We start from the raw sequence: 26,364 nt of genomic DNA on the forward strand, positions 1-26,364 counted from the left end.
GCTCTATACGTTTAACAAGATAAATGAGTATTCCATATAAAATAATCATTGGAATGAATACGAGTAGCTGACTAATAAAATTGGGTGGTGTAATCACAGCAGAACCAATGCCCATCCCGATATAAGACCAGCCTCGTATTTTTTTATGGATACGGCTGTTAGGATGCCTATGGACGATAAAAAGAGAACTACGATTGGGAATTCAAAGAGTAGTCCGAGTGGTACTAGAAACTATTCTGTTTTTATAATCAGGTATCTATGAAAAATTATTCAATTTAATTCAACTGTTGAACTGGTGAATCGATTAAATATAATAGAGAAGATTTGTGGGTAATTTGTGTATCAGTTGTGGATAATATGTGGATAAAAATAATTTGTTGAGGGATCGATTGCTTTAGCTGAGTAATTGTCTGTGGATAATTATCGATGGGGAGATGGCAGCAATAGAGTGTGCAGCAAGTGATGGTGTACATAAATGAATAAAGGAGCTACCTCAGTAATGGATTAGCTCCTTTGTTGTAATTTATTTTCGAAAAGGTCAGTTTAGTACTTCTTGTACTGCTTCAAATAGTTGCTCGGTAGAGATGATATGCTCGCCACCGCCTTGCACCATCTGATCACTGCCGCCGCCTTTTCCATTAATGAGTGGCAGTGCCTTTGCGGCAATGTCCTTCATACTCTTTTCAACTTTTGCACCACGTGCTGCGACAAACTGAAGCTTGTCTTCATTTTCTGAAACAAGTAATACGATAGCTTCTACCTGCTCAGTGACAACAGTTCGAGCTAATTTTTGAAGCTCTTGCATAGTACGCTGAGTAAAGACGGCAGTAATAACACGTTCTTTACTAGAAACTAGCGCTTTTGCTTCATAATTTAACAGCTCTTCTTTTGCCGCCACAAGTGCCTTTTCTGTACTTTTTTGTGTTGTTAAGATTTTTGTAAGTGCTGTAGCTGCTTCAACTTCAGGTACACTTAATTGTCTTGCAACGTCAGCTAGAACTTTCTTTCGCATGGCTAGCTCCGCTAAAACTCGATGACCACATACAAAGGAGACACGAATATTGCCCTTCATTTTTTCTGTGCCAAGAATTTTTATTGCACTGACTTGTCCTGTTGATGTTGGATGTGTACCGCCACAACCGTTGTAATCAAAGTCTGGAATAATAACAAGTCGAATATCTCCTGTAACGGCTACATCTTTACGTAGGCTGTAGTTCTCTAATTCTTTTTCTGTAATCCATGTCGTTTCAATTGGGCGGTTCTCTAAAATAATTTCATTGGCACGGGCTTCCGCGGCCACAAGCTGTTCTTCCGTTAGGACATCTACGGCAATATCAATTGTGACTTGCTCACTACCTAAATGGAAGCTAACAGTTGGTGTATCAAAAAGCTCGACAAAGGCCGCTGTTAAAATATGTTGACCTGCATGCTGCTGCATATGATCAAATCGTCGTTGCCAATTCAATTGTCCATGCACTTCTCCAACTAAGCTAGAAGAGTCGCCTTGAATATAATGACGAATTTCATCATTGATTTTCTCGACCTCGATAACCTCGATATCGTTTAAAGTACCGGTGTCATGAGGTTGTCCGCCCCCTGTTGGATAAAAAGCAGTATTTGATAGCACCACGTAGTTACGGCCATCTGCATCGGTTCCTTTATTGACAATTGCTGCATTAAATTCACGTAACATAACATCTTGATAATATAGTAGCTCTTTCAAGAAAAAGCCTCCTTTATGTAAGAGAATCACGTCTCTCGATTAATTTATTTTCATTGTGGCATAATTACTTTCAAGTGTATACGAGTTTTCTATTTGACCCATGCTGAATTTGATTTAATATATATAAGAACAGGTTAACTTAAAGGAGATCGTACAATGGAAATTACACAATTCTCAATGGAAGAAATTTTAGATCCAACAAACATTATTGAAGGCAAGCGTTACGAATTTATTTTAGATGTAGATATTGATGAAGAAGATGAGCTTTATCACGAAGCAGGAATTGAAATTCGTGTACTAATCGCTGAAAAAGGTGAAGAGTTATTTGTTTTAAATTACTTCATCATGGAAAAAGCAGAAGGTGAGTATTTAGATTTTGCATTAGAGGATGAAGAGCTAGAAGAGATTTTAACATTCTGCAAAGAGGAAATCGCAAAAGCGTAGTAGGTCTGCGTAAAAGCATTTCCAACAAAAATAAATAGTTTCTTATTCGATAATATTCCGCTTTGCTTTCTGTGAACAGGCACTAGTTACATTGATGTACTCTTGTTTGTCTCCTGGGAGTCTAAGCGGAATTTTATCGTTATATCACTAATTAAGGATTATTTAAGATTGGTGAAATATTAGTGTTGTGTTTAAGGGTTAAACTATGTTTATGAAATAAAAAAATGGGTATTTTTAGGTTTATCATCAAAAGTAAGGGATGATATTTTTTTAGACGTATACTATGTATATAGTTGATTGGAGTGGAGGTTGGCGACTCCTTGGGGATTAGCGATAGGGGAACGTAGGCTAAGAGCATCACATCCTGTGATAACGCCTTCGTGACCAACATCGTGTTGGCCCGAGACCCTGCAGCGAAGCGGGTGTTTTCTGTGCGAAAGCGTAGTGGTAACGTAGCGGCAGCACCAAAAGCGGCTCATCGGACGCCCCCAGGAAAGCGGCCAGCCGGAACGGAAATCAACCCTATGGTGAAAAGCCGATTTTTAAACGAAGAGGTGTTCTATGTCAGTTTATACACATTCAATAATGGTAGCTTTTTTAATAACAATTTTCTCATCCTTTATGCTATTTGTACCTTGGCTAATTTATACGTATCGGAAATATGGCTACTTATCTGTATCCAAAACTATTATTACGTTCTCATTTATTTTTTACTTTTTATCGGCATTATGCTTAGTTTTATTGCCTTTCCCAGAAACACGTGATACTTGCTCTTTGCAAGCCCCAGATACAGTCCATTATAATTTACATCCTTTTCAATTTGTTACGGATATTTTAAAGAATAGTGGGATTGTTTTGACGAATCCATCAACATGGATTTATATACCGAAGCAGCCTGCTTTTTTTCAGGCATTTTTTAATTTCTTGCTGCTCATGCCTTTTGGCGTGTACTTGCGTTATTTCCTTAAAAAAAGAAAGTACTGGAAGCGTGCATTTCTATTTAGCTTTTTGCTAACATTGTTTTATGAGGTAACCCAATATACAGGAATTTATGGCATCTTTAATTGTGCGTATCGAATTTTTGATGTGGATGATTTAATACTTAACAGTGTTGGTGCGCTATTAGGGTTCTTCTTAGCCCCTGTTGTGTGGGCGCTGTTTCCTTCTCATGAAAAGGTGACGGCTAAAGCAGCAGAAATGGTCGAGAAAGATATTGTCAAACCATTATCAATTTTGTTGGCACTAGCAATAGATTTATTTATCGTACAAATCATTTTGTTCATCATTAGTGCTGTAACAGGATATAGTGGTATGTTTGAGTTTTTAGTGAAAATTGCTTTATATATGTTGCTCTTTGGTGTTGTTCCAAGCCTTACAAACGGCGCAACATTAGGGATGAAGTTTATGCGCTTTACAATGGTCAGTGAAAACGGCAAAAGTATTGTCAGCCAATCTTGGCGCCGTTGCGTTGCTATTCTGGTGATAGTCTGTACTTCGGAGATTATAACAATTATAGGGAACATAAAATTAGATATGGATTCACCATTTTATGTACTACAAATTGTTATTACATTGTTAGCCTTTATAGCGAACTTTATTCTAATGATGGTTATTGCTATTCATGTAATACGTGTCATCGCAAGTGGAGGCAGACGCCGTTTATTTATGGACTATTATGCAGGCTTACTAGCAACGAGAAAAAAATAAGGGGGATTATTGGATGAAATACGTAATCATCGGGGGAGATGCTGCGGGTATGTCAGCAGCAATGGAAATATATCGAAATGTACCAGGAGCAGCGATTACATCGGTAGAACGTGGATTAATTTATTCATATGGGCAGTGTGGCTTGCCTTATGTTGTAGATGGGCGTATTTCATCGACAAAGCGTCTCATAGCAAGAGATGTAGAAACGTTTCGTGATAAGTACGGTATTGATGCTCGTGTTGGTCATGAGGTTAACGGAATTGATGTAGACAAGAAGCTTGTTTTTGGTACGCAGTCATCTGGTGAATCATTTGAAATTCCTTATGATAAGCTACTTATTGCAACGGGCGCGGATCCTATTATGCCTGTGGAGAAGGGTTCGGATTTGGCGGGTATACACACGGTGAAAACAATACCTCAGCTAGATGATTTACTAGCCGATTTAACGTCTGATATAGAAAATGTAACAATTATAGGCGCAGGTTATATTGGGCTAGAGATGGCTGAGACGATCCATGCTTGCGGCAAAAACGTAAGATTGATTCAACGAGGTAGCTATGTTGCAAGAATTCTAGATGAAGAGCTTGCACAACATGTTCATGAAGAAGCGAAAAAGAATGATATCGAACTTGTGTTAAATACAAAAGTAGAGGCATTTGAGGGGAATCACCGTGTTGAGCGTGTTATAACAGACAATGGCGTATTTAATACGGATTTAGTCATTATGGCTGCGGGGATTAAACCAAATACTCAATTTTTAGAAGGTACAGGTATAGCATTAGAGAAAAATGGTGCGGTTATCGTCAATCGACATTTAGAGACATCTGTTGAAAATATTTATGCGGCGGGAGATTGTGCGACGCATTTTAATATTGTGAAAGAACGCCTAGATTATATACCTCTTGGAACGACAGCTAATAAGCAAGGTCGTTTAGCGGGACTCAATATGTCGGGCAAGTTCGCGCCGTTTCGTGGGATTGTAGGTACGTCGATCTTAAAGTTTTTCAATTTAACGATTGCCACGACTGGTATTAATGAGCGCAATGCTAAAGAGCTAGGTTTTGAATATGAGGCATTTAAATTGTCTGCGCGCCATATTGCGGGATATTATCCAGGTGCCCAACGGATGTTTATTAAAATTGTTGTTCGTAAACGAGATCAACAGCTTTTGGGCGCACAAATTGTTGGTCCGGCAGGTGTTGATAAACGGATTGATGTGTTTGCGACAGCCTTATACAATAAAATGACGTTACCAGATTTACTAGATTTAGATTTAGCCTACGCGCCTCCATTTAATGGTGTTTGGGATCCACTACAGCAGGTGGCCAGAATAAATGCGCGTTTATAACGAAGGGGGTTATTAGAAATGAGCATTTACGATATTCAGGTTGCTTTAGAAGATGGTACTGAATATAGCTTAGATCGTTATAAGGGTAAGGCAATGCTAATTGTTAATACGGCTTCCAAATGTGGTTTTACACCGCAGTTTGAAGAATTAGAAGGTCTATATAAAAAATATCAGGATGAAGGTCTTGTTGTTCTTGGCTTCCCATCCAATCAGTTTAAACAAGAGGTAGCGACTGCTGAGGAAGCGGCGTCCCAATGTCGTTTAACATATGGGGTGACGTTCCCTATGCATGAAATTGTGAAAGTCAATGGTAAGGATGCACACTCTATTTTTGAGCATTTGACATCGCATTCAAAAGGCTTTCTCGGCAACAGTGTAAAGTGGAATTTCACAAAATTCCTTGTGAATCGTAATGGTGATGTTGTTGGACGCTATGGATCAGCCGATAAGCCAAGTAGCTTTGAGGACGATATTAAAGAAGTTTTAGCATAATAAAGTTGGAGGAAAGGATTCACGCACAGTTTTGTGTGTGAATCCTTTTTTGCTCTTAGGCAGGTGGATGCCGATAAAAATTGAAAGTTTATCGATAAAACTAAAAAGTTGGGTGACATTTTGTTAAAACGTATGTCATGTGGATAGGTTGATTTAAGGTTGTTGTAAGCTTGGGACAAATTTGTTGTAAGTTTGAGGGCGTATACTAAAGTCAGAAAGAAGAGGTGAGCGTTTATGACGCCATTATTAAAGGTACAAAATGTAGAAAAGACTTACGGCAAAGGCGCAAATACATTTACAGCGCTATCGAATATATCATTTGAAGTAGAAAAAGGAGAGTTTGTTGGTGTAATGGGGCCTTCAGGGGCTGGGAAATCGACGCTATTAAATGTGTTAGCCACAATTGATACGCCAACGACTGGTGAAATTATTATTGGTGACACAAACTTAGCGCGCATGAAGGATGCAGAGTTAGCAGATTTTCGTCGCGACAATCTAGGCTTTATCTTCCAAGACTATAACTTACTCGATTCTTTAACAGTTCGTGAAAATATCGTACTGCCTCTTGCGATTGCAAAAGTGCCAACAAAGGCAATTAACGCAAGGGTAGAACGCATAGCAACACTGTTTGGGATAAAAGAGTTACTCGATAAATACCCATATCAAATTTCAGGTGGGCAAAAGCAACGTACAGCATCATCACGTGCGTTAGTTACAGAGCCGAAACTAATCTTTGCGGATGAGCCAACAGGTGCTCTTGATTCAAAATCAGCCACAGACTTGCTTGAAAGTTTAAGTGATTTAAATAATTCACAAGCGTCCACTATTATGATGGTTACGCACGATGCATTCGCAGCAAGCTTCTGCCAACGCATTCTATTCATTCAGGACGGACAGCTTTCTAAGGAAATTCATCGTGGTACTCAAACAAGAAAGCAGTTCTTCCAAGAGATTTTACAGGTGCTTGCCGGCATCGGAGGTGGAGTAAATGACGTTATTTAGTTTAGCGCGTAAAAATATTCAGCGCAATTTGTCGAATTACTTTTTATATATCGCTTCGATGGTCTTTAGTATCGTCATCTACTTTACGTTTGTGACATTGAAATATAATGATGATCTTTCAGCATTGAAACAATCATCGCAGCAAATTAAAGGATTGATGAGTGCATCATCCGTTGTGCTATTATTCTTTATCATCATCTTTATGGCGTATTCCAATTCGTTTTTTATGAAGAGACGAAAAAAAGAAGTAGCACTTTACTCTTTACTAGGTGTGCGTAAGCAAAAAATTGGCTTAATGCTCTTTTTCGAGAATTTAGTAATTGGGCTTGTCTCTCTAGTATTAGGAATAGTTCTTGGATTCTTTATGTCACAAGGGTTATTAATGATTTTAGTTCGTTTAATGGGCTATGAGGTTGTAGGAAGTTTAACTTTTTCCTCAGAGGCTCTAGTAAATACAACAGGCATTTTTGCGCTACTATTTTTATTCACATCTTTACAGGGCTATCGTGTTATTTATCAATTTAAACTAATTGACTTGTTCCATGCAGAGAAGCAAGGAGAGAAAATACCACGTGCATCATTATTAGCAGCTATTCTTGGGACAGCGCTAATTGCGTTTGGTTATTACACAGCGTCTGAAGATATGTTTACGAGCAAGATTTGGCGATTTTTCACAGTGCTAGGTACTCCACTAATGGTAATAGGTGTAACGATTGCAGGGACATACCTATTATTCCATAGTGTTAGCGTATTTGTGTTAACGGCGTTGAAAAAAGCAACTTCTTGGTCATGGAAGGGTTTAAATTTAATAGGTGTATCACAATTATTGTACCGTATTCGAGCAAATGCTAAATCGCTTTCGATCATCGCTATTTTAAGTGCGACAACAATTACAGCAGGTGGCGGCGTTTTTGGTATGTATTACAATGCGGAAGCCAGTGTACGTCATATGCTGCCTAACACATTTATGTGGAAGGGTGAGACAGTAAAATTTTCACAAGAAGACGTCTTATACAACGAAGAGCTTTCTGTAAAAAATTTACGTGTCGATAATGAATATTCGTTTTTTGAATATACATTATTAAAGGAATCCGACTATAATCGTTTAGCAAAATTGCAGGGGAAAGATGAAGAACTGCACATTGCAGATGGTTCAACAGTGTTACTTGATGCAACTTTTGATGAACGTTTCTCACATGATTTTACGGGTGAGGAGTTTAAATTGGAGAACGGGGAATCATTCCATGTTGATAAAATGTATACAGAGAGTGTATTAAACTTTATTCCAGCCGGTACAGTACTCGTTGTGAATGATAAAGTATTCGCTGCAACAAATGCAGAAAATGTTAAAATGCAAGTAGTTGGTATGGATAATGACTTGAAGCAACAGGCGATTTCAAAAGAGATTTCCAATCAACTAGCTACTGAACAGCAGGAAGGGTTTTCAAGTGTTCCGCAAAGTTATGAGGATAGTTTAGCTACTGTAGGGTCACTATTGTTTGTAGGAAGCTTTTTAGGATTAGTATTTTTAGCAGCGACAGGAAGTATTATTTACTTTAAAATTTTAACAGAGGCAGAGGAAGATCAGTCTAAATATGCAATTTTAAATAAAATCGGTGTTAATAAAAAGCAGATATTAAAAACAGTTGCAGGGCAGGTTGCCGTGATCTTTAGTGCACCACTCATTGTTGGTATCGCACATAGTGCATTTGCGCTGATAGCCTTTTCACAACTATTTGGTATGGATATAACGAAACCAGTAATACTGTGGATGATTGCTTATTCTGCAATTTACGGCGTATATTATATCTTTACAGTTCGTTCATTCTATAAAATTGTTAGACAGGGGAATTAAGATGAAAAAAGTTTTCTTAGGTATAGGAGCATTGTTTTTATTGTTCGTAGCAGGTCTTGTTGTTCTGATGACTGTAGATTTTAACCGTTTAAATAAAGAAGCATACTATGTTCATATCACTACTGATGGTGAAATGGAGGAATTTAAGGCAAGTGACGGAGAAATATGGAAGTCATATTGGTACGAGCTACCTGCTTATGACGAGAATGGTGAAGAGCAAACATTGAAGTTCTCAGCTCAGAAAAATTTACGTCACGATGCATACTTGAAGCTTTATGTAAAAAAGGAAACAGAAGTTTCATCATATGATGAAGTAAAATTCCATGAGCTACCTAAAAAAGTACAGGAGCTAATGAAGAAATAAGAAGAAGGAGTAGTCCCTAGTGTCGGGCTACTCCTTTTTTTCTTCATGAAATTGAATGCTGATAGTTGTACCTTGTTGTTCTTTAGAGGTAATTGTTACAGTTCCTCCGTGCGCTTCAATAATATCTCTAGCAATTGCAGTACCTAAACCAGTACCGTGTGTTTGCTCAGTATTTGTCCCTCGATAATAGCGTTCGAAAATATGTTCAAGATCTTCGGCAGAAATGCCGTTACCGTTGTCAGAAATCGTAATGGAATGATCTTCTACAAGAATAGTAACTGATACATCAGAAGGATTATGGAGCAATGCATTGTGTAAAAAATTCATAATCGCTCGTCGCATAAAATGCTCGTCAATGTGATGCTTGATGACAGCGTTAGTTGCATTAAACTCAATATTGGCTTCCTCATATTGAGGGGTATTGAGTGTATCTATAACGATTTCACGAATAAATTGCACCATATTTACTTCGGTTAAGCTGAGCGGAAGCTGCTGATGTCTTAAGCGCATAGTTAAATTTAAATCATCGAGTAAATCTTGCATATGCAATGATTGTTTTTCGATAATGTGAGCGTAGTCTGTTTGTTCATCAGTAGTCAATTTTCCATCATTCAGTAGCTCCGCATAACCACGAATCGAAGAAAGGGGCGTTTTCATATCGTGTGACACATTGCTGATCCATTCCTCGCGCATCACCTCTGATCTTTTACGTTCCTGCTCATGTGCAGCTAGTTCTCTTGATACTTCATTTAAATTTTCAAAAACTGGTTTGTACACACCACCAGGCAGTTTATTAGGCATATGCTCATGATTTTTTAAATGACGAATCCGTTCGATTATTGCATGTAGAGGTTTGGTCAACGTACGACCGAAAAGCCATCCAACTAGTGTAGCTACTAATAAGTCGGCAATAACAATGAATAACCCAAACTTGCCAATAAACTGTAATACTGATGAGCCAGAAAAATGCATGACTAATCTTGCAGTATCGCTACCCTTAATACCAACGAGATAACTAACAGCATCCTTACTGCCTACATACACCGTAGTATCAGCATCAAATTCTTGATATTTATATACTTGAATTAAGTCGATGGGTGCATAATGCGACTGAGCCTTATCTGGTGCATAATGCGATTCAAGGACCTGACCATTAACATCAAGCAATTGAATCCAAGCATTTCGCTGATGTAAGCGTTGAAGTCCCTCTTCACTTACTGATGGCGTACCATTACTGATTTCAATATACTTCTGGAAGTCCCGGACAAAGATTTCTTCTGTATATGCAATTCCCCGATCTAGCTGATAAGAGAGGAGCCCAATTAAAATGGCTGTATTTACGAAAATAACAATAATAACAATAGACAGCACAGACAAAAGGAATCTAGCTGTTAATTTCCATTTCATACTTGCTCCTCTTTTGGAACGACAAATTTATAGCCAAGCCCTTTTACAGTTGTAATATACACAGGCTTGGATGCATCATTTTCAACCTTTTCACGCAGACGCCGAATATGCACCATTACGGTATTGTCTGAGCCGAAAAAGTCCTCTCCCCACACACGCTCAAACAGTGTTTCTTTACTTAAAATTCGATTAGGATTATTCATAAAGCAAGCCATCAAGCCGATCTCTTTCGCTGTTAGCTCCAATAAAACGCCGTCCTTATGTACCTCCGTTTCATCACCATTAAGTAAGAATGGGCCAACTTGAATTGACTTCTCGGAAGGTACTGGTGCTACTTCTTGCGTTTGATAGCCAGCTCTGCGAAGTTGTGCCTTCACGCGATAGGCAACCTCTTTAGGACTAAAAGGTTTCGTAATATAATCGTCTCCTCCGATAGCAAGTCCTAAAATTTTATCAATTTCATCATTTTTCGCTGACATGAAAAGTACTGGTACATGCGATACTTCTCGAATACGCCGACATAAATCATAGCCCTCGCCATCGGGAAGCATCACATCAAGAAGTACAATATCGGGTTGTGTTTGTTGAAAGCTCGTCCAGGCTTCTTGAATGGAGCCAGCTGTATGAATTTGTTTATACCCTTCTTTTTGGAGGCTGACTTTTAGAAGGTTTGCTAAATCAGCCTCATCATCCACCACTAGAATAGTTGGTTCTTGCATGGTTCACTCGTCCTTTCTCTTTATTATTTTAAGATTTGCGTATGGCTATATGTTTAGCAGTAGCTCGATAAACATTTCCTTATTCAGTTAATAACAGAAGTGCCAAGATAATGGTCGCATAGCTTGGGATTTGCCCACCGATTGAAGTGTCTTATGTGACTTATTATAAATGAAACTTGCTTAAAAAAGGAATTGAGACATTACTTAAATATCGATCAGTTAGGATTAAAACCAAAAGTTGTGGATACTTTTGGTGATGATCCAAAATAATACTTTATATACTTGTTTGAAAAGTCTATATCAAAGCAGCTTTTACATTAGAGTACTAACTAGCTATAGCGTTCCATTACTGAGCGCTCGAGCTTTCACGATTAACAGTCTCTTTTGAAACTTTTTACAGATAGAAAGCGTAATAAGAGTATCAAACCATCTAGGAGGGAAAAAGATGTTCAAAAAAATAGCAGCAGACGCGCTTGGACTTTCAGATATTGGAGTAGTTGTGGCTCGTGAGGACTATGATAAGGCAGATGCAGATGATTTCATCCTGCATGAAATTGACGAGAAAATTTATTTCTTAATTAAGACGAAGGCGGACGAGTATTGCTTTAAAATCGAGCAATTATTCATGTAGACGGTGAAAGTGCGATAAGTAAGAAGCGATTATTACGTCGTTACGACTACTCAATGCACAATATTAGTGAAGTGTTCCTGGAAACAGCAGGAACTATTGACCTTGATGTTGAAATTAAATTTACAATCGACAATACGCCATTTTCAATTGACATTCATAAACGTTTTATTAATGATATTAAAGATTTGTATAAAGCGTTGCATGCTATTAGCTATGAGCAAAAGCAAAATGCATACAAGCTAGAGGTAGCAGAAAAGAGTTTATCGATTGCTTCTTCATCCATTGGTCGTATCGGTAATGACAATGTTACACCATCGGCATCATTCGAGGAGATTACACGTTTTGCGAATGATTGGATGATCGATCATAAGGACAAATACAAAAAAGAAGATTTCTCTCAAGTTTTTGATTTATATGTTAATAACTAAAGTGATAAAGGGCTACGGGAGTATTAGAAGCCTTTTATTTTAGGGTTCTTATCTTGGATATACCAACATTTGATAAATTACTTCACAGAGTTCTTGGTCCACCTAATACTTTCAATATTGTTTTAGCGCTCTTACTAACTGCGACGCTTATTTTTATAGTCCTAAAACTGCCTACATCTAAAAGGAATGAAGGTGCTCGAGGTAATTACAATAAAAGCACAGAATTTTACAATGCATTTGTATGAGTCTGTGCTTTTTTATGTATAAAAGGTTGAAAATATGTAAAATAAACGTCATAATTTTCCATATATCTAATAGCCATTTTATTAGGGGGAATCATGACCGAAGAAAAAAGAATTTCAACGCTACTATAATTATTCAATACATACGATTCCTGATATTCCCCTCAAAATGGAAGGAACTATCGAACTTGATGTCGAATTTAGTTTTACAATCGACAATATACTACAAAGAGTTTTTTAAAGTGTTGAAATCAAATTTAATTTCTTTTAGCGGGTGTCACGGAATTATACTGATCATAATTGAACAAAAATCAATATACATAAAATAAAAACTAGGAGTGTGACGAAAAAATGATAAATGAATTGCATGTGCTAGAAAAAGAAGTAATACAAAATGAAGATCTTGTACAGCAGCCGCAAGCCGTCGAAACATTATTCGTAAATGAGTTCATAGATGGTATTTTAGATCCACAACAGAAAATGCTTGGACCTATCAAAGATGGTGGAACAATCATTGCTAATACGACACCAGGATGTTGGGGCCCGATGCTAACACCGACGATTCGTGGTGGGCATGAAGTAACAAAGCCTGTATTTGTAGAAGGTGCAGAGGTAGGAGACGCCATTGTTATCAAGATTAAATCACTACAGGTAACATCTGTAGCAACAGCATCTGGGCATGATGAGGTAATTACAGATCGTTTCATTGGTGATCCATTCGTATCAGTAAAATGCCCAGGCTGTGGTAAGCTTCATCCGAATACAGTTGTCAAAGGGATAGGTCGGCAGGCTATTCGCTGTTCGACATGTGATACTGAAACATCACCATTTAACATGACGAATGGCTATACGATGGCGTTAGATCATAAGGGGAATATTGGTGTAACGGTTGGGCGAGAGGGGGCTCGCCGTATTGCACTTGATGCGAAAAATTATATGCGTACACCTGAAAACTCTGTGCAAAATCCTGTAGTTGCGTTAGCGCCAAGTGATTTGATAGGTGTTATGGCAAGAATGCGACCGTTTCTAGGGCAGCTTGGAACGACGCCTTCAAAGGCAATGCCAGATTCCCACAATGCGGGTGATTTTGGTTCGTTTTTAATCGGTGCACCCCATGAATATTCATTTACGCAGACGGAATTAGATACACACCGTACAGATGGACATATGGATATAAGTCGTGTTCGTGAAGGGGCAACCATTATTTGCCCAGTAAAGGTTCCAGGTGGTGGTGTGTATATTGGTGATATGCACGCAATGCAAGGGGACGGAGAAATTGCAGGACATACAACGGATGTTGCTGGTATAGTTCAGCTTCAGGTAAGTGTGTTGAAAAAAGTAGCTTTGGATGGCCCTATTTTATTGCCAAATACAGAGGATTTACCTTATACGGCTAAACCTTTTACAAAGGAAGAAAAACGTCGCGCACGTGAGCTTGCAGAGGAATTTGGCGTTAAGCAAGTGGAGGAAGCATTCCCGGTATCGATTGTTGGCTCAGGAACATCATTAAATGAAGCAACAACTAATGCTATCAGCCGAGCTGCAAGGCTTTTTGAAATGAGCGAGCCAGAGGTTATGAATCGAGCGACGATTACAGGATCGATTGAAATTGGTCGTCATCCAGGTGTCGTAACAGCAACCTTCCAAGTACCTAAAACAGTACTGAAAAAAGCACGAATTTATAAACCAGTGAAAAAACAATATGATTAAATGAATACTGAAAAAACCAAAAAGAAAGCAAACTAGAGGATTTCATAGTTTGCTTTTTTATTGGTTATAAGGCCAAAAATTATTGAGCTTTTATTTGGCTGAAGGCAGATTCAAAATTTGACATTGCGAAATTGAATTCTATTTAGTAGTTGTTATAATAGAACAAGCTTAGAATAAACAATAATCGATACGGTTTCTATAGAATTTTGAGTAAAAGGAAGGTGACTCATGGCAGATTTCATACGCTTGCGGGACGACGAAGGGAAATCAAAACCTATTAAAACATACATATTCAAGATGAAAGGTGGGGAACATGCTCCTTCACGAACAAATTTTGCTGATGCCATAACAGGTGCAATCGGTGGATTAATATGTATTTCTGTTTTGCTTTGGTTGACGAACTATACAGGTGCTCCATGGCTAATGGCTTCACTTGGTGGGAGCTGTGTACTCGTATTTGTCGTTTGGAATGCGCCGTTGTCCCAGCCTCGAAATATTATTGGAGGTCATTTGATTTCAGCTTTTATCGGCTTAACCGTGTATTCGCTATTAGGGACGGGCATTGTTTCAATTAGCCTTGGCGTAGGTTTAACCATTTTTTTTATGGCCTTTTTAGGAATTATTCATCCGCCAGCAGGAGCGAATCCAATTATTATCATTTTAGGAGGCTATGGATGGAGCTATCTAGTAACGCCCGTTCTTATTGGTGCTCTCATTATCGTATTTTTTGGTCTTATGATAAATAATCTACGTGAAACACGGAAGTATCCTTTATTTTGGTGAGGAATAAATTTTAGCAAGTTGTGAAAATGTGTTGTGCTTCGCAAAAACAAACATTGTCGCTACGCTTTCGATGCAAAAACATCCTTCAATAATTTGAAGGATGTTTTTTTGTAACTATTTTGGCTGCTCTTCTTTTAAACTGCGAAATTAATCTTTTCCTATCTTTGAGGTATTTGACTTTTAGATGTTTTTTTAGGGATTGTAGTCAAAGTTGTCAATTTTGCACGAATACTTTTGTTATCTTCTTTTATGCATATTTCGATTTCTTTAGCATATGATTGATAAGATTTGTTATATTGAAGAAAGAGAGTTAAAAGGTTTGGCAAGTATTTTACAGAATAGGGGAAGATCGTTGTTGGTTGAATTTGATGGGGGGCTCCAGTTGCATGCTGTTGGATTGTGATGAGCAGTTATTCATGACATATAAACATAATGGTGAAAAGGGTGCTGAAAAATTACTGTCAAAATGGTTAGAGGCAGAGAGTGATTCACCGGCAGACCCGAAAATTCTAGGTACTGCACTTTCACCGAACTTATTTTTAGTGAATGAGGAAACTGCGATGAATATTGCGTTTTCAACTGCGCGAAAATATTGGGGTCGTGTGACGATAGATATGCAAACTTTTTTTAACAAGTATGGCTTGGATACTAAATTTGTGAATGAACGTCTCAATGCTTTTTTTTATACGCAAAAAGGCAAGGAGACCTTTTTTGAACAACTTTTTGCACAGCACACAATGGACTTAGAGCGATTAATCTGGCTAATTTTCGGAAAGCGAATGCAAATTACAATGCCAGTCAACGAACTACAAACAATATTTTTATATAAATTTGAAAATGAGTATTTAGTGCATATGATTTATAAAGAAGATACTCAATTTTGGCATTGGCTTTTCATGAAAAAAGTTTATTCACTGTTTATCCACAAACCATTAGAACAATTCACATTTATCCATGAAATGATGGGTCATGTTGAACAATCTACAAGAAAAACCTGTGGATATGTGAATAACTTTGTGGATAATTATAAAAAAACTCTGGATAAGTGTATAACCTACGTGGATAACTGTAATTCTACTTGTTTAGCAAAAAAGCAGTTACATCTTTACCAAATTGTAACGCATTATCGTCTATCTGAAGGAGATTATTCATGCGTTAAAGCTTTAATTACTTCCTTTGAAGCGGATTGGCGTTATTCGATGTATGCATTGACAGAGAAAGAAAAAGCTCTGATTGCCTATCTTCAGTTTCATATAGCACACCAGGAGAAGAATCCTGAAACTGTTATTCACTACGGTGAGTATTTATTAGAAGATGAACGACTTAATAATTACGCGATAGAGATTTTGTTGGAATATAAGGAGTTATTGCCGAATCGTAAGCCAACACCTCCTGCAATTATTAAAAATTATGAACTAAACTTTTTAGAGAACTTGTATGCAGTATTGTTGGATCATTACGTAAAAATGGAGCGTTATCAAGAGGGGCTTCAACTTTTAAAGGAACATGTATTAGCGTCTAATAAAAAAATACATGCCGCTTTAGTACAGAACAATTATAGTAATGAGCAATTTATTGCGATTGAAGCGTCAGTTCAGCAGGATATCGCTCTCCATGTAAATAATTCATTACAGCATATTGGCTTGTCTGTTGAAGAGTGGCGCCAGCATTATCGTCAGCCAGAAACGCCTTACTCTTTGGTGGCAATGAGCGCATCCTTGCATATGCTCAATATTTTAAAGGTGTTATTTGTAACGGAGCAGTACGAGCTTTTTGAAAAATTAATGGAAATATATAAAAAATATTTACTCATAGATGATCATTTCGAAAAGTTACGGGTCTTTATAAGTGCATATGTTTAACTTTTATCAGCCGATTTAGGGCACAATTATGCCGAGGCGTAGTTGATTAGAAATACAAACAAAAAAAAGTGTCTAATGTGTTATAAATACAACATTAGACACTTTTTTTATTTTTTATTCTAAAACTCCTTTGTTCTGTAAGTCTGCAATTTGCTCGACGCTATAGCCAAGTGAAGATAACACTTCCTCATTATGCTCTCCAAGCTTAGCACCGACATGCTTATACTGCGGCTTAACGCCGTCAAACTTAAACGCTGATGCAATTTGCTTTTGTGTAGTACCGTCGCTTTTAGGAATATCAACAATCATGCCACGAGCTTTGAGCTGAGGATGCTCGCACGCTTCTGGAAACGTTAATACTGGTTCGACACATCCCTCGAAATCCTCGTTAAACACTTCAAGCAATTCTTCGTAAGTCTTCGATAAGAATGCATCATGGACGGCTTCTTTAAAACGAATTTGTGTATAGTATGAATCATTAAACGTATTATCAATGAGCTCGGGAATATCAAGCGCTTCACAAAGCAATTTGCGGAATTGAGGTTCAAGACTTCCTACTGAGAAAAATCGGCCATCCTTTGTTTTGTAAAAGTCATAGTAGCTGCCACCGTTTAAAATTTCTTGCTCGGGCTGAGGTACGCGACCACCGCCAATATAGGCAGACCCATACATAGCATTGAGCGAAAATACAGCATCGGTCATACTGATATCAATATATTGTCCTTCTCTTGTTTTTTCACGATGTAAAGCAGCTGCGAGTACTCCAATTGCCGCATGCATCGTGCCCCCAGCAATATCAGCTAGCTGAACACCCATGGAGACAGGTTTTTTATCTTTATGGCGTGAATAATCGAGTAAGCCAGCTAATGATAAATAGTTATTGTCATGTCCTGGTCGATTGCTAAATGGTCCAGTTTGTCCATAGCCTGTAATAGCACAATAAATAACCTCAGGATTTACTTCTTTTAGAGCTTCGTAGCCAATGCCAAGCCGTTGCATGACGCCAGGCCGAAATCCTTCGATTATTATGTCGTACTCTTTAACGAGTGACTTCACAATTTCTATAGCTTCAGGTGATTTTAAATTTAATGTTAATGACTTTTTAGAGCGATTTAAATGTTGATGAATATAGGCCTCGTGATCATCATCGTAAGGAGGCATAATACGCGTTAAATCTACGCGTTTTGAGGATTCAACGTGAATAACCTCTGCGCCTAAATCAGCAAATATCATTGTCGCCATTGGCCCCGGTAGTAATGCAGAAAAATCGAGAATTTTTAACCCCTTTAAAATACCCAAATCTCCCAACCCCTTTTTGTGTAGGCTACATTGCCATCTATTCAAGGATGCATTGCAGCGCTTTTCTCATAATCCCCATTTTGTGAAAAGCATTTATTCAGTCTGTTTTAATACAGCTAGAATGTAAATTATCAGTATTATAACAGAAGAATTGATAGCTTGACTATGTTAAATTTTATTATAAAATAATTAGTCAAAAAATTATATGTCAGAATAACGATAAAAGTAAAAAAAATCAGAAAATAGAATTATCACTATAACGAGGAGATGATCTTGTTTCCGGTTGGATGCGTGGGGCAGAGGTATTTTCTGTGGTTACAGAAGAATTTTTGTTGAATATTCCAGATAACGGTTGTTATAAGAGTGTAAAAAATCTCTATGCTATAGATTTCTGCATAGAGATTTTCGTGTATATATCGTTGATCAACTTTAACCGTTCAACTATTTAGAATAAAAGTTAACCGTATAATAGGGTGCACCGTTATCTTTAAAGCAAACACCAACAAAAATATGTGTAAACTCTTTCCTTAAAATATTTATACGATGTCCTTTTGAATTCATTAGTGCTTCATGAGCAAATATACTATTATGCTGACCTTGCGCTATATTTTCGCCGTACCAATAGTAATTAACTCCCCCAGCAGTGAGGCGGTCGTTGGAATGACTACCTTTATGATCTTCATGACTAAAAAATTGATGTGTAATCATATTGCTACTATGTTGCCGAGCGATAGGGTTAGCCCCTTTGTCGTAAATGAGTGGTTGCAAACCTTCTATAACTCGCTCATGGTTAATAAGATCAACCATTAAATCTTCAAGTCCTGTTCGTAGTTCATTGGATGGCTTACCATAATAACCACGTTTACTTAATTCGGTTTTAGCATGTATCCAAATAATAGAACGAACTATATTGTTTTTGTGTAAATCATAGAAAAAAGTAACGTAGTGATTATCAATGAAATAGGTCCCGTGTGTAGTATTACCTTCATGATCGTTGTAATTGAGCAAATAGCTTGTATTTTCATAGTGAATGGCACTAAGCGGAAGACCGTATTTTCTATTTACATCTATTCGATTAGCACCGATACGAATACCAAATACGTTATGACCAATACGTGTTTCATATCCTCCAACTTCATTAGAATTATGTTTCCCTACGAGGGAAAATGGAGCGTAGTCCGTCGCTACTCGATACCATTTCATTTTATAGTCACTTTGAAAGCTGGATAGTGACAAAGATTTTTGTGTATTTGTTATATTCGAACGGGCTGACTTATTTGGGTTGAAAGAGGTATTCGTCCATAGAGCCGCACTAAAACCAACCATTATTGGAGCTACTTTACGTAACAACATATTAAAACCCTCTTCTTAAAGTGAATTTATAATAAAAGTCTATTGAATTACTAAAAGTTTTATAGATATAAATTACTATATTTTTGTTCTGTTAACGATGCTAAATTTATGGAACTTTCCCTACTATATGGCTCGCTATCATAACGTAGGGTTGATTTCCGTTCCGACTGGGCGCTTTGTTGTTACTGTCGCTTCGCTTCGTACAGATAAAACATTTGCTGCCGCTTCGCTTCGCACAGTTAAAACATTTGCCGCTGACGCTTCGTTTTCGTGCAGAGCAGAGCTTCCTGGGGGCGTCCGATGAGCCGCTTCGCTTAGCTGCAGGGTCTCGGGCCAACAGATGTCTTTTGCGCGAAAGCGTGAGTGCAACGTAGCGGCAGCAGCACGATGTTGGTCACGAAGGCGTAATCACAGGATGTGATGCTTTTAGCCTTCGTTCCTCTATTGCTAATCCCCAAGGAGTCGCCCAGTCTCCACTCCAATCAACTAATATACAAAGTATAAGTTTTAACAAATGTCATCTTTAGTTTTGGGGTGTAGCCTACTATATTACTTTTGTTATAAGAGGGCCTTGAGAAGGACTACTTTGACAAACATTTTACTTTTGACGTAAGAAATTTTCTTAATAAGAAATTTTTTATGTTTTAATAGAATAATAGAAGAAATTATAAATTAGGGGTAAAAGATAGAAAATGAAATCAAAACAGATAAAGCTAAAGTATTTAATCATGGGCGTTGCGATAGCTGCTTTTATCTTAACTGGTATTGGTAGCATTTGGAGTGGATACCGAATGAACGTTGACTCGATTAAAGAGAATACGCTTGAAACGAATCGAGTCTATGCACAAAAACTAGCTACAACCGCTAGTTCTTATCTTGAAGAATCTTTTCAGATATTAGGATATAGCGCCGGTTCGATAAAAACAAAAATGCATGATAACAATGCATTGGTTCAGGAAACTGAACGTTTGAAAATGCAAAATGACATGTTTAACTCTGTGCTGATCACAAATGCAGAAGGTCTTGTATTATCTATTTCACCACCATCTGAAGAGGTACTAGGCGAAGTATTAACATCTGTTGGAGCGAAAGATGCTTTATCTAAAAAGGAACCTCTTGTCTCAAAGCCTTATAAGGGAATAACAGGGCGTCTCCTTATTTTTATATCGTATCCTATATTTTCAGAGACCAATGAATATTTAGGAATGGTAGCTGGGACAATTTATTTAAAAGAACGAAATGTTTTTAATGCATTACTCGGGGAGCATTATTATCATGATGGGTCATATGTGTATGTAGTCGATTCGGATGGGCGCGTTATTTATCATCAGGACCCAAGCCGTGTTAATGATATTGCTATCGATAATAAAGTTGTCCAAGCAGTGATTTCTAGAAAAAATGGGGCTCAGCAAGTATTGAATACTAGAGGAGTAGAAATGCTTGCCGGTTATAGCACCGTACCTTTAACAGGCTGGGGAGTAGTTGCCCAACGACCGTTAAATGTAGCATTAGCTCCTTCATTTGATAGAGTACAGGAAGTTGCTATAAAATCCATTCCGCTTATGCTCTTTTCAATTTTAATTGTCCTTTGGGCGGCAGCACGTATTGCGAATCCCTTACAGCAATTAGCTACTTTAACAGAGGAGAGCATGGATTCGAAAAATGTAGAAGGCTTGAAATCTGTACGTAGTTGGTATTTTGAAGCGCATTATCTTAAAAGTGCTCTCATTCGGAGTTTGACATTTTTACAGGGACAGGTGTCGTTTTTTAAAGATCAATCTACGACAGATCCGCTAACAGGTGTAACCAATCGTCGCACAATGGATGCGATGCTAACGGAGTGGCTTGACAACAAGTTGCCACATGCCCTCATTCTACTTGATTTAGATCATTTTAAAAGTGTGAATGATACGTATGGTCATGCAGTAGGTGATAAGGTTTTACAATTTTTAGCTCAAAATATGAAAGCTGTTGCTCGTGAGGGAGATGTTTGCTGTCGCTACGGTGGTGAGGAATTTGTCATGTTACTGCCAACTACTACTGCTGAGGAAGCGGCACAGGTGGCAGAACAATTACGGGATATGTTGGCGCATACTATAAGTCCTTGTGGTCGTCCAGTTACATTATCGGCAGGCGTTGCCGTGTATCCGCAAATGGCCGACACGACAGAAAAGTTAATTGAAGCAGCGGATAGTGCGCTATATCTTGCAAAACAAGCAGGGCGAAATCAAGTTATGGTAGCAGAGCAAGGAAATAAATAAAAATTTTTTTGGGGAATAAGCATACATTTCTAATTTTAGGGTACATGATTAATGCAACGATCATTTGGGCAAGCTATTTTTAAGTCATTCCCCATATGACTTATCAAAACATGTTCAAAATAATTCGTAAACTCGGGACACATCTCTCGATCGACTTGACAAGATGCAAGGTTATCCCCCTTTCCCTTATGACATCACAAGTACGTCTAGATGTATGCCTATATATCGTTAAAAGCCAAGCGAGCACCGATGCTCCTTGGCTTTTTTATAAAGGAATTTCGGGGAAAAGTAGACGGTTTGGATACTAAGAGGGTACAGTGTCAACTTTTTTTGATTCATCAAATCATAACGTGTGGTTGATTTCCGTTCCGACTGGGCTATAAGGAAGCAATAGATTTACTACAAGAAGGGATTAAACGATCTGTCAAATTAGAAAATATGTCTTTTCTTGGTCACTATAATTATTATTTAGCAAAATGTTATGAACGTGTTGGGGAAAATAAGGATTTAATAAACACGCATTATAAGAACGCAGTATTCTTCTTTAAATTATTTAATAATTCTTTGTATTATCAAATTGTCTACAATGAGCAAAGGCACTTGTTCACATAATATGTATAAAAAGATTGCTTCCCTATGAATCAGGTAAAAGGGGAGCTTTTTTTTTATTTACCAACTCTTCATAATTCATATACCTCCTAGTGAAACATTCATATATCCTATTCTTAACCATTTCTAAGGATAAATGCGTAAATATAAGTATCTTTATATTTTTCATCTCAGATTGAAATGTCTTTTTACAATATTTGTATTATTATAATTACATCCTTAAATGCAAAGGGGGGAAATGATTATGAAAAAGCCATTATTGGTACGCAAATCAAAACTCTACGGTTATAACGGTTAATTTTTGAAGTTGCTGTAATCGTAACTACATACTTAATGTTATGGGTTACTGATGGTGTTTACTTGCGTATTAATAAACACCAGTTTCTTTTTTTTGACTTTCCGACGGACACCGACGTATATATTTTCGGTGGTAGTGTCGGTTGTTATAATGATAATCTTGATTTAACTCGAGTGAAAGTAATTATATTAATAGTCTAGTTATTTGGTTGACAGGCTAAAAACATCAATAGACTAATATTATAGTACTCTGTCGTTATTTTATTATAATTTAATTAGAAGGGTGTTTGATATCATGGTTTTAAAGAAATTAGTACTTTCAGTTTCATGCGCAGTTATGACTTTCGGTTTAATAGGCACATCAACATCATTTGCCGCAGAGAAAAAGGATAATATTAACTTAGAGGCTAGTCAAATTTCACAGTTGACACCAGAACAACAAAATTATGCAGATGAAGTGGTTACACAACTTCAAGCAATCAATGAAGTATTAATAGGGTTAGATACTGAGAAACAACAAGAAGATTTTTTAGGTGCACTATATGACCCTAATTTTAGTACAGATCAATTAGATAGTAATATTGTATTAGCAGAAAATGCTGAAGAAGTTACTGTTTTAAATGACATGTTTGAAGAACTTGGATCTCCTGTTCATTTTTCATCAGATGTCAAATCTGTTATAGTAGAGGAAAATGGTGATTTAGTTGCTACTACAATATCTGGGGAAAATGAAATTATGGCATTAGGTTTTTGGGGAGAACTTTGGGACGACATAAAGACTGTAGCTGGTAAAACTTGGGATGTTGCTAAATGTGGAGCTGCAATTACGGCAGTATTTGTTCCAGGAGCGGCTGCCTATAAATCAATTAAAGCATTAGGCGGAGTTAAATCTACTGTTCAATTATTAGCTAAGGCATCAAATACTAGCGATTGGTTAGCAATTGGTGGAGGAGCGGCTGCTGAAATTTTAGGTATCGATGGGGTTAAAACATATTGCTTTTAATAAGAGAGGTGTTTAAATGAAGAACCCTAGGACCTCGCCAAGTGGAATTTTTGATTCAATTAGTCATGGATTCATGTCACTATTAGTTTATGGGATGCTATTTATTGCTTTAATGATTGCATTTAATGGACCTATTACTTTTGATACACTTATTATGCCGGCTGCTTTTATTTACGTAGTAGTTCGAGCGATAGAATATGTGACAATAAAGAAGACTAATAATGTTCCACGCTGGTTAGTACTGGGATCTTTTGGAATAGCTGTTCTAACAGCTATTGGCATGACATACTGGATAATTTAAATATTTAGAACTTATTTAAACATAAGGCTCTGTTAAATTTAAATGTTGTTTTTATCTAGTAAATATGAACTCTCACAATCGATTTTTCCTTATTTTCACAAAGGTCTTTTTGTGGTATTAATTGAAACTAAATGGTTAAAGTAGCCGTATAAAGGTATTATAGATTAGAGGAGGTCGGAAAAATGGATTATACTAAAATCTATAATGAGGAACTGATTGCCTTAGTAAAAGAGAAAATAAAGTCCGTCGGTGAAATTAAAGCGGTGAAGTTTGTGAGAGAACAAACAGATATGTCCTTAATACAGGCAAAAAAATTTGTAGATTTTTGTAAAGAATAGACATAAAAATTAGAGTCACTAAACTGTGGCTCTAATTTTTATTTAAAGTATCTTCAATAGTCATTGAACTACTAAATAATAAACTTCGACAGACGTAAACTACGATAATGTTTCTGTCATTTTTTTGTGCTTTCATTGCTATGACTATCTACAAATAAAAACCGCGCTAAGTAATTATCGAGGTATTTAGTATCAACGCCTTTAAAACGATTTATCCAATGTTTTAAACACCTTATATCCTTTCAACGATAGTGCATGCGCAATCATTGTACTATTCGTCGTTTTGCCTGTCCCACCTTTAAAATTACCAAACGTTACGATAATTGCTTTTTTGTTTTCTGCCATATTCTTTTCCTCTACCCATTTGGAATAAAATGTTTTTCTTTGTGGTATATGTATATATTTTAGATAAGTTTTTTTGTAATTCAAGTTGTAAGTATAAATAATTATTGATGAAGAATGTGTTTAAAAAATAGTTTAATGCTGGGTTTTATTAATATTCAATATATCATTTTTGTAACTTCTGATTTTAAAATACAACAAAACAAAAAACCAAACGTCTAAGTGAGCGTTTGGTTTTCATCATGAATTTTTAATTTACTCTTTAAGGTTATTTTTAGTAGGGACTACGTTTATTGTACCTACAAAAATCATATGGCTGATAGAAAACAATTTCGAAACAATCCAGGTATTGTACATCACATAATCTTGGTTTGGATAAATCTTCTTCATGAACTATTATAACCCGTTTGAATACCATGACAATATCTAATTTTCTATCTTGGCATTAAGCATTCCAATCAATTTAATTTTTAAGTTGATTCTAAAATTAAAGATATCTTCTTTCTTAATACTTCCAATATCCGTACTGTATTCATTTTCTATATTGCGAACAAACAATAACTTTGCTGCTAAACGACTGACATCCCCGTACCCACTGACAATTTCAAAGACTGGATTCAGCTCTTTTTCAAAGCCTCTATCATCTACTAGAATAGCAGTTTCATCACTGTAATTGTAAAAATAATATCCTTCTGCATCCAGGACCTTTTTTAATTCTTTATCAAGAACATCAGCCTGTATTTTCATGATTTGTAGATCAAATTAATAAATGTTGTAACGTACAACATCAAAACGCTATTTTTTTAAAGATTTATAAACTACCCAAATCGTTACATAAAGAAAAAATAAATATAATACAACAATATATGTAATTCCAAAAACATTTCTCGGTAAAAACTTTAGAGACCAAATAGCAGCCATAATGGTAACAAAAACAAAACGATCTTTCTTGGTTTTCGCGTCCATTTTTTTGAGATTAAAGAGAACTATTAAATATGCTATTGGTGGAGATACAGTAGCGAAAACTATAGAAGGGTTTTGTCTCAAATACCAAGGTAAATTTTCTTCGTTTTTTTCATCCGCAAAACCCAAATCCTTCATAAACGGCAATATTTTTTATAAATGGTGTTATTTGTTATATTATAATACTATAACACATAAAATAGAAACATACTTTGAATAAAATAACAAACAAATTATCGCCTGGTAAACTATCGCAACTCCATAATCGCTAGCATTGGAGTTGCTCTAGGATTTACAGAGACCTCCCCAGGTGATATTTGGATTGATCAGTATGGACAGCTGGAATTTGACCAATAAAATACTTAATCAGTTTCGATGCATGATTGGCAATAAAAAACAAATAAGAGTGTGAAGTGTTGAATTGAAATGTTTAAAAGGGAGCACTTCTTTTTAATAGGGTACAGTCGCCATATTGCACACTTAACATTACAAAAAAATTCACATAAAAGGAAAGTTAATAACGACAGCGTCAATGCCTTCCTAAAAGGGTGTTTATAAATACAGGTGTTTCTTTTCAAAACTATTTTTCAAAAGATTTATAAGCAATCAAAATCAATAAAACAAGTAAAGAATATTATAACTAAAAGTGTAATTGCAGAACATTTATTAGTAAAAATTTAAAAAATCAGATAGTAGCCATAATAGAAACAAAAACAAAGAATTCTTTGTTTTTGCATCCACTTTTCTGAGATTAAAAAGAACTATTAAATATGCTATTGGTTGGAGATGAAATAACGATAAATATAGAAGTATTTATTTACCTAATTCTCTCCATTTTCATCAAAAACTCATAAATACAAATATTTATTTTAAAGTAATAT

At 36.6% G+C, this 26,364-nt stretch carries 23 protein-coding genes and 2 pseudogenes; 16 read left to right on the plus strand and 9 right to left on the minus strand.

Going from position 1 to position 26,364, the window contains the following annotated elements:
* Positions 1 to 538: 538 nt before the first annotated feature.
* Positions 539 to 1,723, minus strand: coding sequence for an alanyl-tRNA editing protein (locus tag ACFTQ7_RS22365; protein WP_386831254.1), 1,185 nt, complete (start codon positions 1,721 to 1,723; stop codon positions 539 to 541).
* Positions 1,724 to 1,879: 156 nt separating this feature from the next.
* Between ACFTQ7_RS22365 and ACFTQ7_RS22370 the strand changes: the two genes are divergently transcribed.
* The 7 genes from ACFTQ7_RS22370 (at position 1,880) to ACFTQ7_RS22400 (ending at position 8,935) form a co-directional block, all read left to right on the plus strand.
* The gene (locus tag ACFTQ7_RS22370; protein ID WP_386831256.1) at positions 1,880 to 2,167 is read left to right on the plus strand and encodes a DUF6509 family protein; all 288 of its coding nucleotides are present in this window, start codon (positions 1,880 to 1,882) and stop codon (positions 2,165 to 2,167) included.
* A gap of 561 nt (positions 2,168 to 2,728) precedes the next feature.
* The gene (locus tag ACFTQ7_RS22375; protein WP_386831258.1) at positions 2,729 to 3,874 is read left to right on the plus strand and encodes a VanZ family protein; all 1,146 of its coding nucleotides are present in this window, start codon (positions 2,729 to 2,731) and stop codon (positions 3,872 to 3,874) included.
* Between the two features lie 13 nt (positions 3,875 to 3,887).
* Positions 3,888 to 5,222, plus strand: a complete 1,335-nt coding sequence (locus tag ACFTQ7_RS22380; protein WP_386831260.1) for an FAD-dependent oxidoreductase — start codon at positions 3,888 to 3,890, stop codon at positions 5,220 to 5,222.
* 18 nt (positions 5,223 to 5,240) lie between these two features.
* The gene (locus ACFTQ7_RS22385; protein ID WP_386831262.1) at positions 5,241 to 5,714 is read left to right on the plus strand and encodes a glutathione peroxidase; all 474 of its coding nucleotides are present in this window, start codon (positions 5,241 to 5,243) and stop codon (positions 5,712 to 5,714) included.
* Between the two features lie 234 nt (positions 5,715 to 5,948).
* Complete coding sequence (locus ACFTQ7_RS22390; RefSeq protein WP_323650654.1) at positions 5,949 to 6,716, plus strand: ABC transporter ATP-binding protein; 768 nt, start codon at positions 5,949 to 5,951, stop codon at positions 6,714 to 6,716.
* Positions 6,703 to 8,571 (plus strand): FtsX-like permease family protein, encoded by a 1,869-nt coding sequence (locus tag ACFTQ7_RS22395; protein ID WP_386831264.1) that lies wholly within the window; start codon positions 6,703 to 6,705, stop codon positions 8,569 to 8,571. Before ACFTQ7_RS22390 ends, ACFTQ7_RS22395 begins: the two co-directional genes overlap by 14 nt.
* Before the next feature lies 1 nt (position 8,572).
* Complete coding sequence (locus ACFTQ7_RS22400; protein ID WP_386831266.1) at positions 8,573 to 8,935, plus strand: YxeA family protein; 363 nt, start codon at positions 8,573 to 8,575, stop codon at positions 8,933 to 8,935.
* Between the two features lie 27 nt (positions 8,936 to 8,962).
* Here the strand turns inward: ACFTQ7_RS22400 and ACFTQ7_RS22405 are convergent, their stop codons facing one another.
* Positions 8,963 to 10,342: a sensor histidine kinase gene (locus ACFTQ7_RS22405; RefSeq protein ID WP_386831268.1), complete on the minus strand. Its 1,380-nt coding sequence runs from the start codon at positions 10,340 to 10,342 to the stop codon at positions 8,963 to 8,965.
* Positions 10,339 to 11,061, minus strand: coding sequence for a response regulator transcription factor (locus ACFTQ7_RS22410; RefSeq protein WP_386831270.1), 723 nt, complete (start codon positions 11,059 to 11,061; stop codon positions 10,339 to 10,341). The genes ACFTQ7_RS22405 and ACFTQ7_RS22410 overlap by 4 nt, the downstream gene beginning before the upstream one ends.
* Positions 11,062 to 11,506: 445 nt before the next feature.
* Between ACFTQ7_RS22410 and ACFTQ7_RS22415 the strand changes: the two are divergent.
* The 4 genes and pseudogenes from ACFTQ7_RS22415 to ACFTQ7_RS22430 all read left to right on the plus strand — a co-directional run bounded on the left by ACFTQ7_RS22415 (position 11,507) and on the right by ACFTQ7_RS22430 (position 16,717).
* Positions 11,507 to 12,120, plus strand: a pseudogene (locus tag ACFTQ7_RS22415) (PH domain-containing protein).
* A gap of 593 nt (positions 12,121 to 12,713) precedes the next feature.
* A complete protein-coding gene (locus ACFTQ7_RS22420; protein WP_386831272.1) occupies positions 12,714 to 14,072 on the plus strand; it encodes an acetamidase/formamidase family protein in 1,359 nt (452 codons plus the stop codon).
* Positions 14,073 to 14,300: 228 nt separating this feature from the next.
* Positions 14,301 to 14,855, plus strand: coding sequence for an HPP family protein (locus ACFTQ7_RS22425; protein ID WP_386831274.1), 555 nt, complete (start codon positions 14,301 to 14,303; stop codon positions 14,853 to 14,855).
* A gap of 386 nt (positions 14,856 to 15,241) precedes the next feature.
* Positions 15,242 to 16,717 (plus strand): hypothetical protein, encoded by a 1,476-nt coding sequence (locus ACFTQ7_RS22430; RefSeq protein WP_386831276.1) that lies wholly within the window; start codon positions 15,242 to 15,244, stop codon positions 16,715 to 16,717.
* A gap of 114 nt (positions 16,718 to 16,831) precedes the next feature.
* Here the strand turns inward: ACFTQ7_RS22430 and ACFTQ7_RS22435 are convergent, their stop codons facing one another.
* Together ACFTQ7_RS22435 and ACFTQ7_RS22440 are read right to left on the minus strand one after the other, a co-directional pair.
* Complete coding sequence (locus tag ACFTQ7_RS22435; protein WP_386831278.1) at positions 16,832 to 18,016, minus strand: CaiB/BaiF CoA transferase family protein; 1,185 nt, start codon at positions 18,014 to 18,016, stop codon at positions 16,832 to 16,834.
* 441 nt (positions 18,017 to 18,457) lie between these two features.
* Positions 18,458 to 19,369 (minus strand): CAP domain-containing protein, encoded by a 912-nt coding sequence (locus tag ACFTQ7_RS22440; protein WP_386831280.1) that lies wholly within the window; start codon positions 19,367 to 19,369, stop codon positions 18,458 to 18,460.
* A gap of 692 nt (positions 19,370 to 20,061) precedes the next feature.
* Between ACFTQ7_RS22440 and ACFTQ7_RS22445 the strand changes: the two genes are divergently transcribed.
* The 5 genes from ACFTQ7_RS22445 (at position 20,062) to ACFTQ7_RS22465 (ending at position 24,178) form a co-directional block, all read left to right on the plus strand.
* On the plus strand, positions 20,062 to 21,630 hold the full coding sequence (locus ACFTQ7_RS22445; protein WP_386831282.1) for a sensor domain-containing diguanylate cyclase: 1,569 nt from the start codon (positions 20,062 to 20,064) through the stop codon (positions 21,628 to 21,630).
* A 390-nt stretch (positions 21,631 to 22,020) separates the two neighbouring features.
* Positions 22,021 to 22,242 carry a hypothetical protein gene (locus ACFTQ7_RS22450; RefSeq protein WP_386831296.1) on the plus strand — a complete coding sequence of 74 codons (222 nt, stop codon included), beginning with the start codon at positions 22,021 to 22,023 and terminating at the stop codon, positions 22,240 to 22,242.
* Between the two features lie 589 nt (positions 22,243 to 22,831).
* A complete protein-coding gene (locus ACFTQ7_RS22455) occupies positions 22,832 to 23,539 on the plus strand; it encodes a hypothetical protein (RefSeq protein ID WP_386831284.1) in 708 nt (235 codons plus the stop codon).
* Between the two features lie 16 nt (positions 23,540 to 23,555).
* Complete coding sequence (locus ACFTQ7_RS22460) at positions 23,556 to 23,840, plus strand: hypothetical protein (RefSeq protein ID WP_386831286.1); 285 nt, start codon at positions 23,556 to 23,558, stop codon at positions 23,838 to 23,840.
* A 182-nt stretch (positions 23,841 to 24,022) separates the two neighbouring features.
* Positions 24,023 to 24,178 (plus strand): hypothetical protein, encoded by a 156-nt coding sequence (locus ACFTQ7_RS22465; protein ID WP_162832712.1) that lies wholly within the window; start codon positions 24,023 to 24,025, stop codon positions 24,176 to 24,178.
* 122 nt (positions 24,179 to 24,300) lie between these two features.
* Here the strand turns inward: ACFTQ7_RS22465 and ACFTQ7_RS22470 are convergent.
* The 4 genes and pseudogenes from ACFTQ7_RS22470 to ACFTQ7_RS22485 form a co-directional block, all read right to left on the minus strand.
* A pseudogene (locus ACFTQ7_RS22470) lies at positions 24,301 to 24,405 on the minus strand (IS1595 family transposase); the annotation flags it as partial.
* Positions 24,380 to 24,523 carry an AAA family ATPase gene (locus tag ACFTQ7_RS22475; protein WP_386831288.1) on the minus strand — a complete coding sequence of 48 codons (144 nt, stop codon included), beginning with the start codon at positions 24,521 to 24,523 and terminating at the stop codon, positions 24,380 to 24,382. The gene ACFTQ7_RS22475 and the pseudogene ACFTQ7_RS22470, both read right to left, overlap by 26 nt.
* 423 nt (positions 24,524 to 24,946) lie before the next feature.
* Positions 24,947 to 25,267 carry a hypothetical protein gene (locus ACFTQ7_RS22480; protein WP_386831290.1) on the minus strand — a complete coding sequence of 107 codons (321 nt, stop codon included), beginning with the start codon at positions 25,265 to 25,267 and terminating at the stop codon, positions 24,947 to 24,949.
* Positions 25,268 to 25,315: 48 nt separating this feature from the next.
* The gene (locus ACFTQ7_RS22485) at positions 25,316 to 25,621 is read right to left on the minus strand and encodes a hypothetical protein (RefSeq protein ID WP_386831292.1); all 306 of its coding nucleotides are present in this window, start codon (positions 25,619 to 25,621) and stop codon (positions 25,316 to 25,318) included.
* Positions 25,622 to 26,364 lie beyond the last annotated feature (743 nt).

Origin of the sequence: Lysinibacillus sp. NPDC056959 (assembly GCF_042674095.1) — a bacterium.
Taxonomy (GTDB): domain Bacteria; phylum Bacillota; class Bacilli; order Bacillales_A; family Planococcaceae; genus Lysinibacillus; species Lysinibacillus zambalensis.

Bases quoted from the DNA above. Each gene is read 5' to 3' on its own strand.
- ACFTQ7_RS22465 (WP_162832712.1), top strand. From the start codon at position 24,023: ATGGATTATACTAAAATCTATAATGAGGAACTGATTGCCTTAGTAAAA.
- ACFTQ7_RS22380 (WP_386831260.1), top strand. From the start codon at position 3,888: ATGAAATACGTAATCATCGGGGGAGATGCTGCGGGTATGTCAGCAGCA.
- ACFTQ7_RS22485 (WP_386831292.1), bottom strand. From the start codon at position 25,621: ATGAAGGATTTGGGTTTTGCGGATGAAAAAAACGAAGAAAATTTACCT.
- ACFTQ7_RS22420 (WP_386831272.1), top strand. From the start codon at position 12,714: ATGATAAATGAATTGCATGTGCTAGAAAAAGAAGTAATACAAAATGAA.
- ACFTQ7_RS22405 (WP_386831268.1), bottom strand. From the start codon at position 10,342: ATGAAATGGAAATTAACAGCTAGATTCCTTTTGTCTGTGCTGTCTATT.
- ACFTQ7_RS22400 (WP_386831266.1), top strand. From the start codon at position 8,573: ATGAAAAAAGTTTTCTTAGGTATAGGAGCATTGTTTTTATTGTTCGTA.
- ACFTQ7_RS22460 (WP_386831286.1), top strand. From the start codon at position 23,556: ATGAAGAACCCTAGGACCTCGCCAAGTGGAATTTTTGATTCAATTAGT.
- ACFTQ7_RS22475 (WP_386831288.1), bottom strand. From the start codon at position 24,523: ATGGCAGAAAACAAAAAAGCAATTATCGTAACGTTTGGTAATTTTAAA.
- ACFTQ7_RS22480 (WP_386831290.1), bottom strand. From the start codon at position 25,267: ATGAAAATACAGGCTGATGTTCTTGATAAAGAATTAAAAAAGGTCCTG.
- ACFTQ7_RS22395 (WP_386831264.1), top strand. From the start codon at position 6,703: ATGACGTTATTTAGTTTAGCGCGTAAAAATATTCAGCGCAATTTGTCG.
- ACFTQ7_RS22375 (WP_386831258.1), top strand. From the start codon at position 2,729: ATGTCAGTTTATACACATTCAATAATGGTAGCTTTTTTAATAACAATT.
- ACFTQ7_RS22390 (WP_323650654.1), top strand. From the start codon at position 5,949: ATGACGCCATTATTAAAGGTACAAAATGTAGAAAAGACTTACGGCAAA.
- ACFTQ7_RS22425 (WP_386831274.1), top strand. From the start codon at position 14,301: ATGGCAGATTTCATACGCTTGCGGGACGACGAAGGGAAATCAAAACCT.
- ACFTQ7_RS22430 (WP_386831276.1), top strand. From the start codon at position 15,242: ATGCTGTTGGATTGTGATGAGCAGTTATTCATGACATATAAACATAAT.
- ACFTQ7_RS22385 (WP_386831262.1), top strand. From the start codon at position 5,241: ATGAGCATTTACGATATTCAGGTTGCTTTAGAAGATGGTACTGAATAT.
- ACFTQ7_RS22370 (WP_386831256.1), top strand. From the start codon at position 1,880: ATGGAAATTACACAATTCTCAATGGAAGAAATTTTAGATCCAACAAAC.
- ACFTQ7_RS22410 (WP_386831270.1), bottom strand. From the start codon at position 11,061: ATGCAAGAACCAACTATTCTAGTGGTGGATGATGAGGCTGATTTAGCA.
- ACFTQ7_RS22445 (WP_386831282.1), top strand. From the start codon at position 20,062: ATGAAATCAAAACAGATAAAGCTAAAGTATTTAATCATGGGCGTTGCG.
- ACFTQ7_RS22455 (WP_386831284.1), top strand. From the start codon at position 22,832: ATGGTTTTAAAGAAATTAGTACTTTCAGTTTCATGCGCAGTTATGACT.
- ACFTQ7_RS22440 (WP_386831280.1), bottom strand. From the start codon at position 19,369: ATGTTGTTACGTAAAGTAGCTCCAATAATGGTTGGTTTTAGTGCGGCT.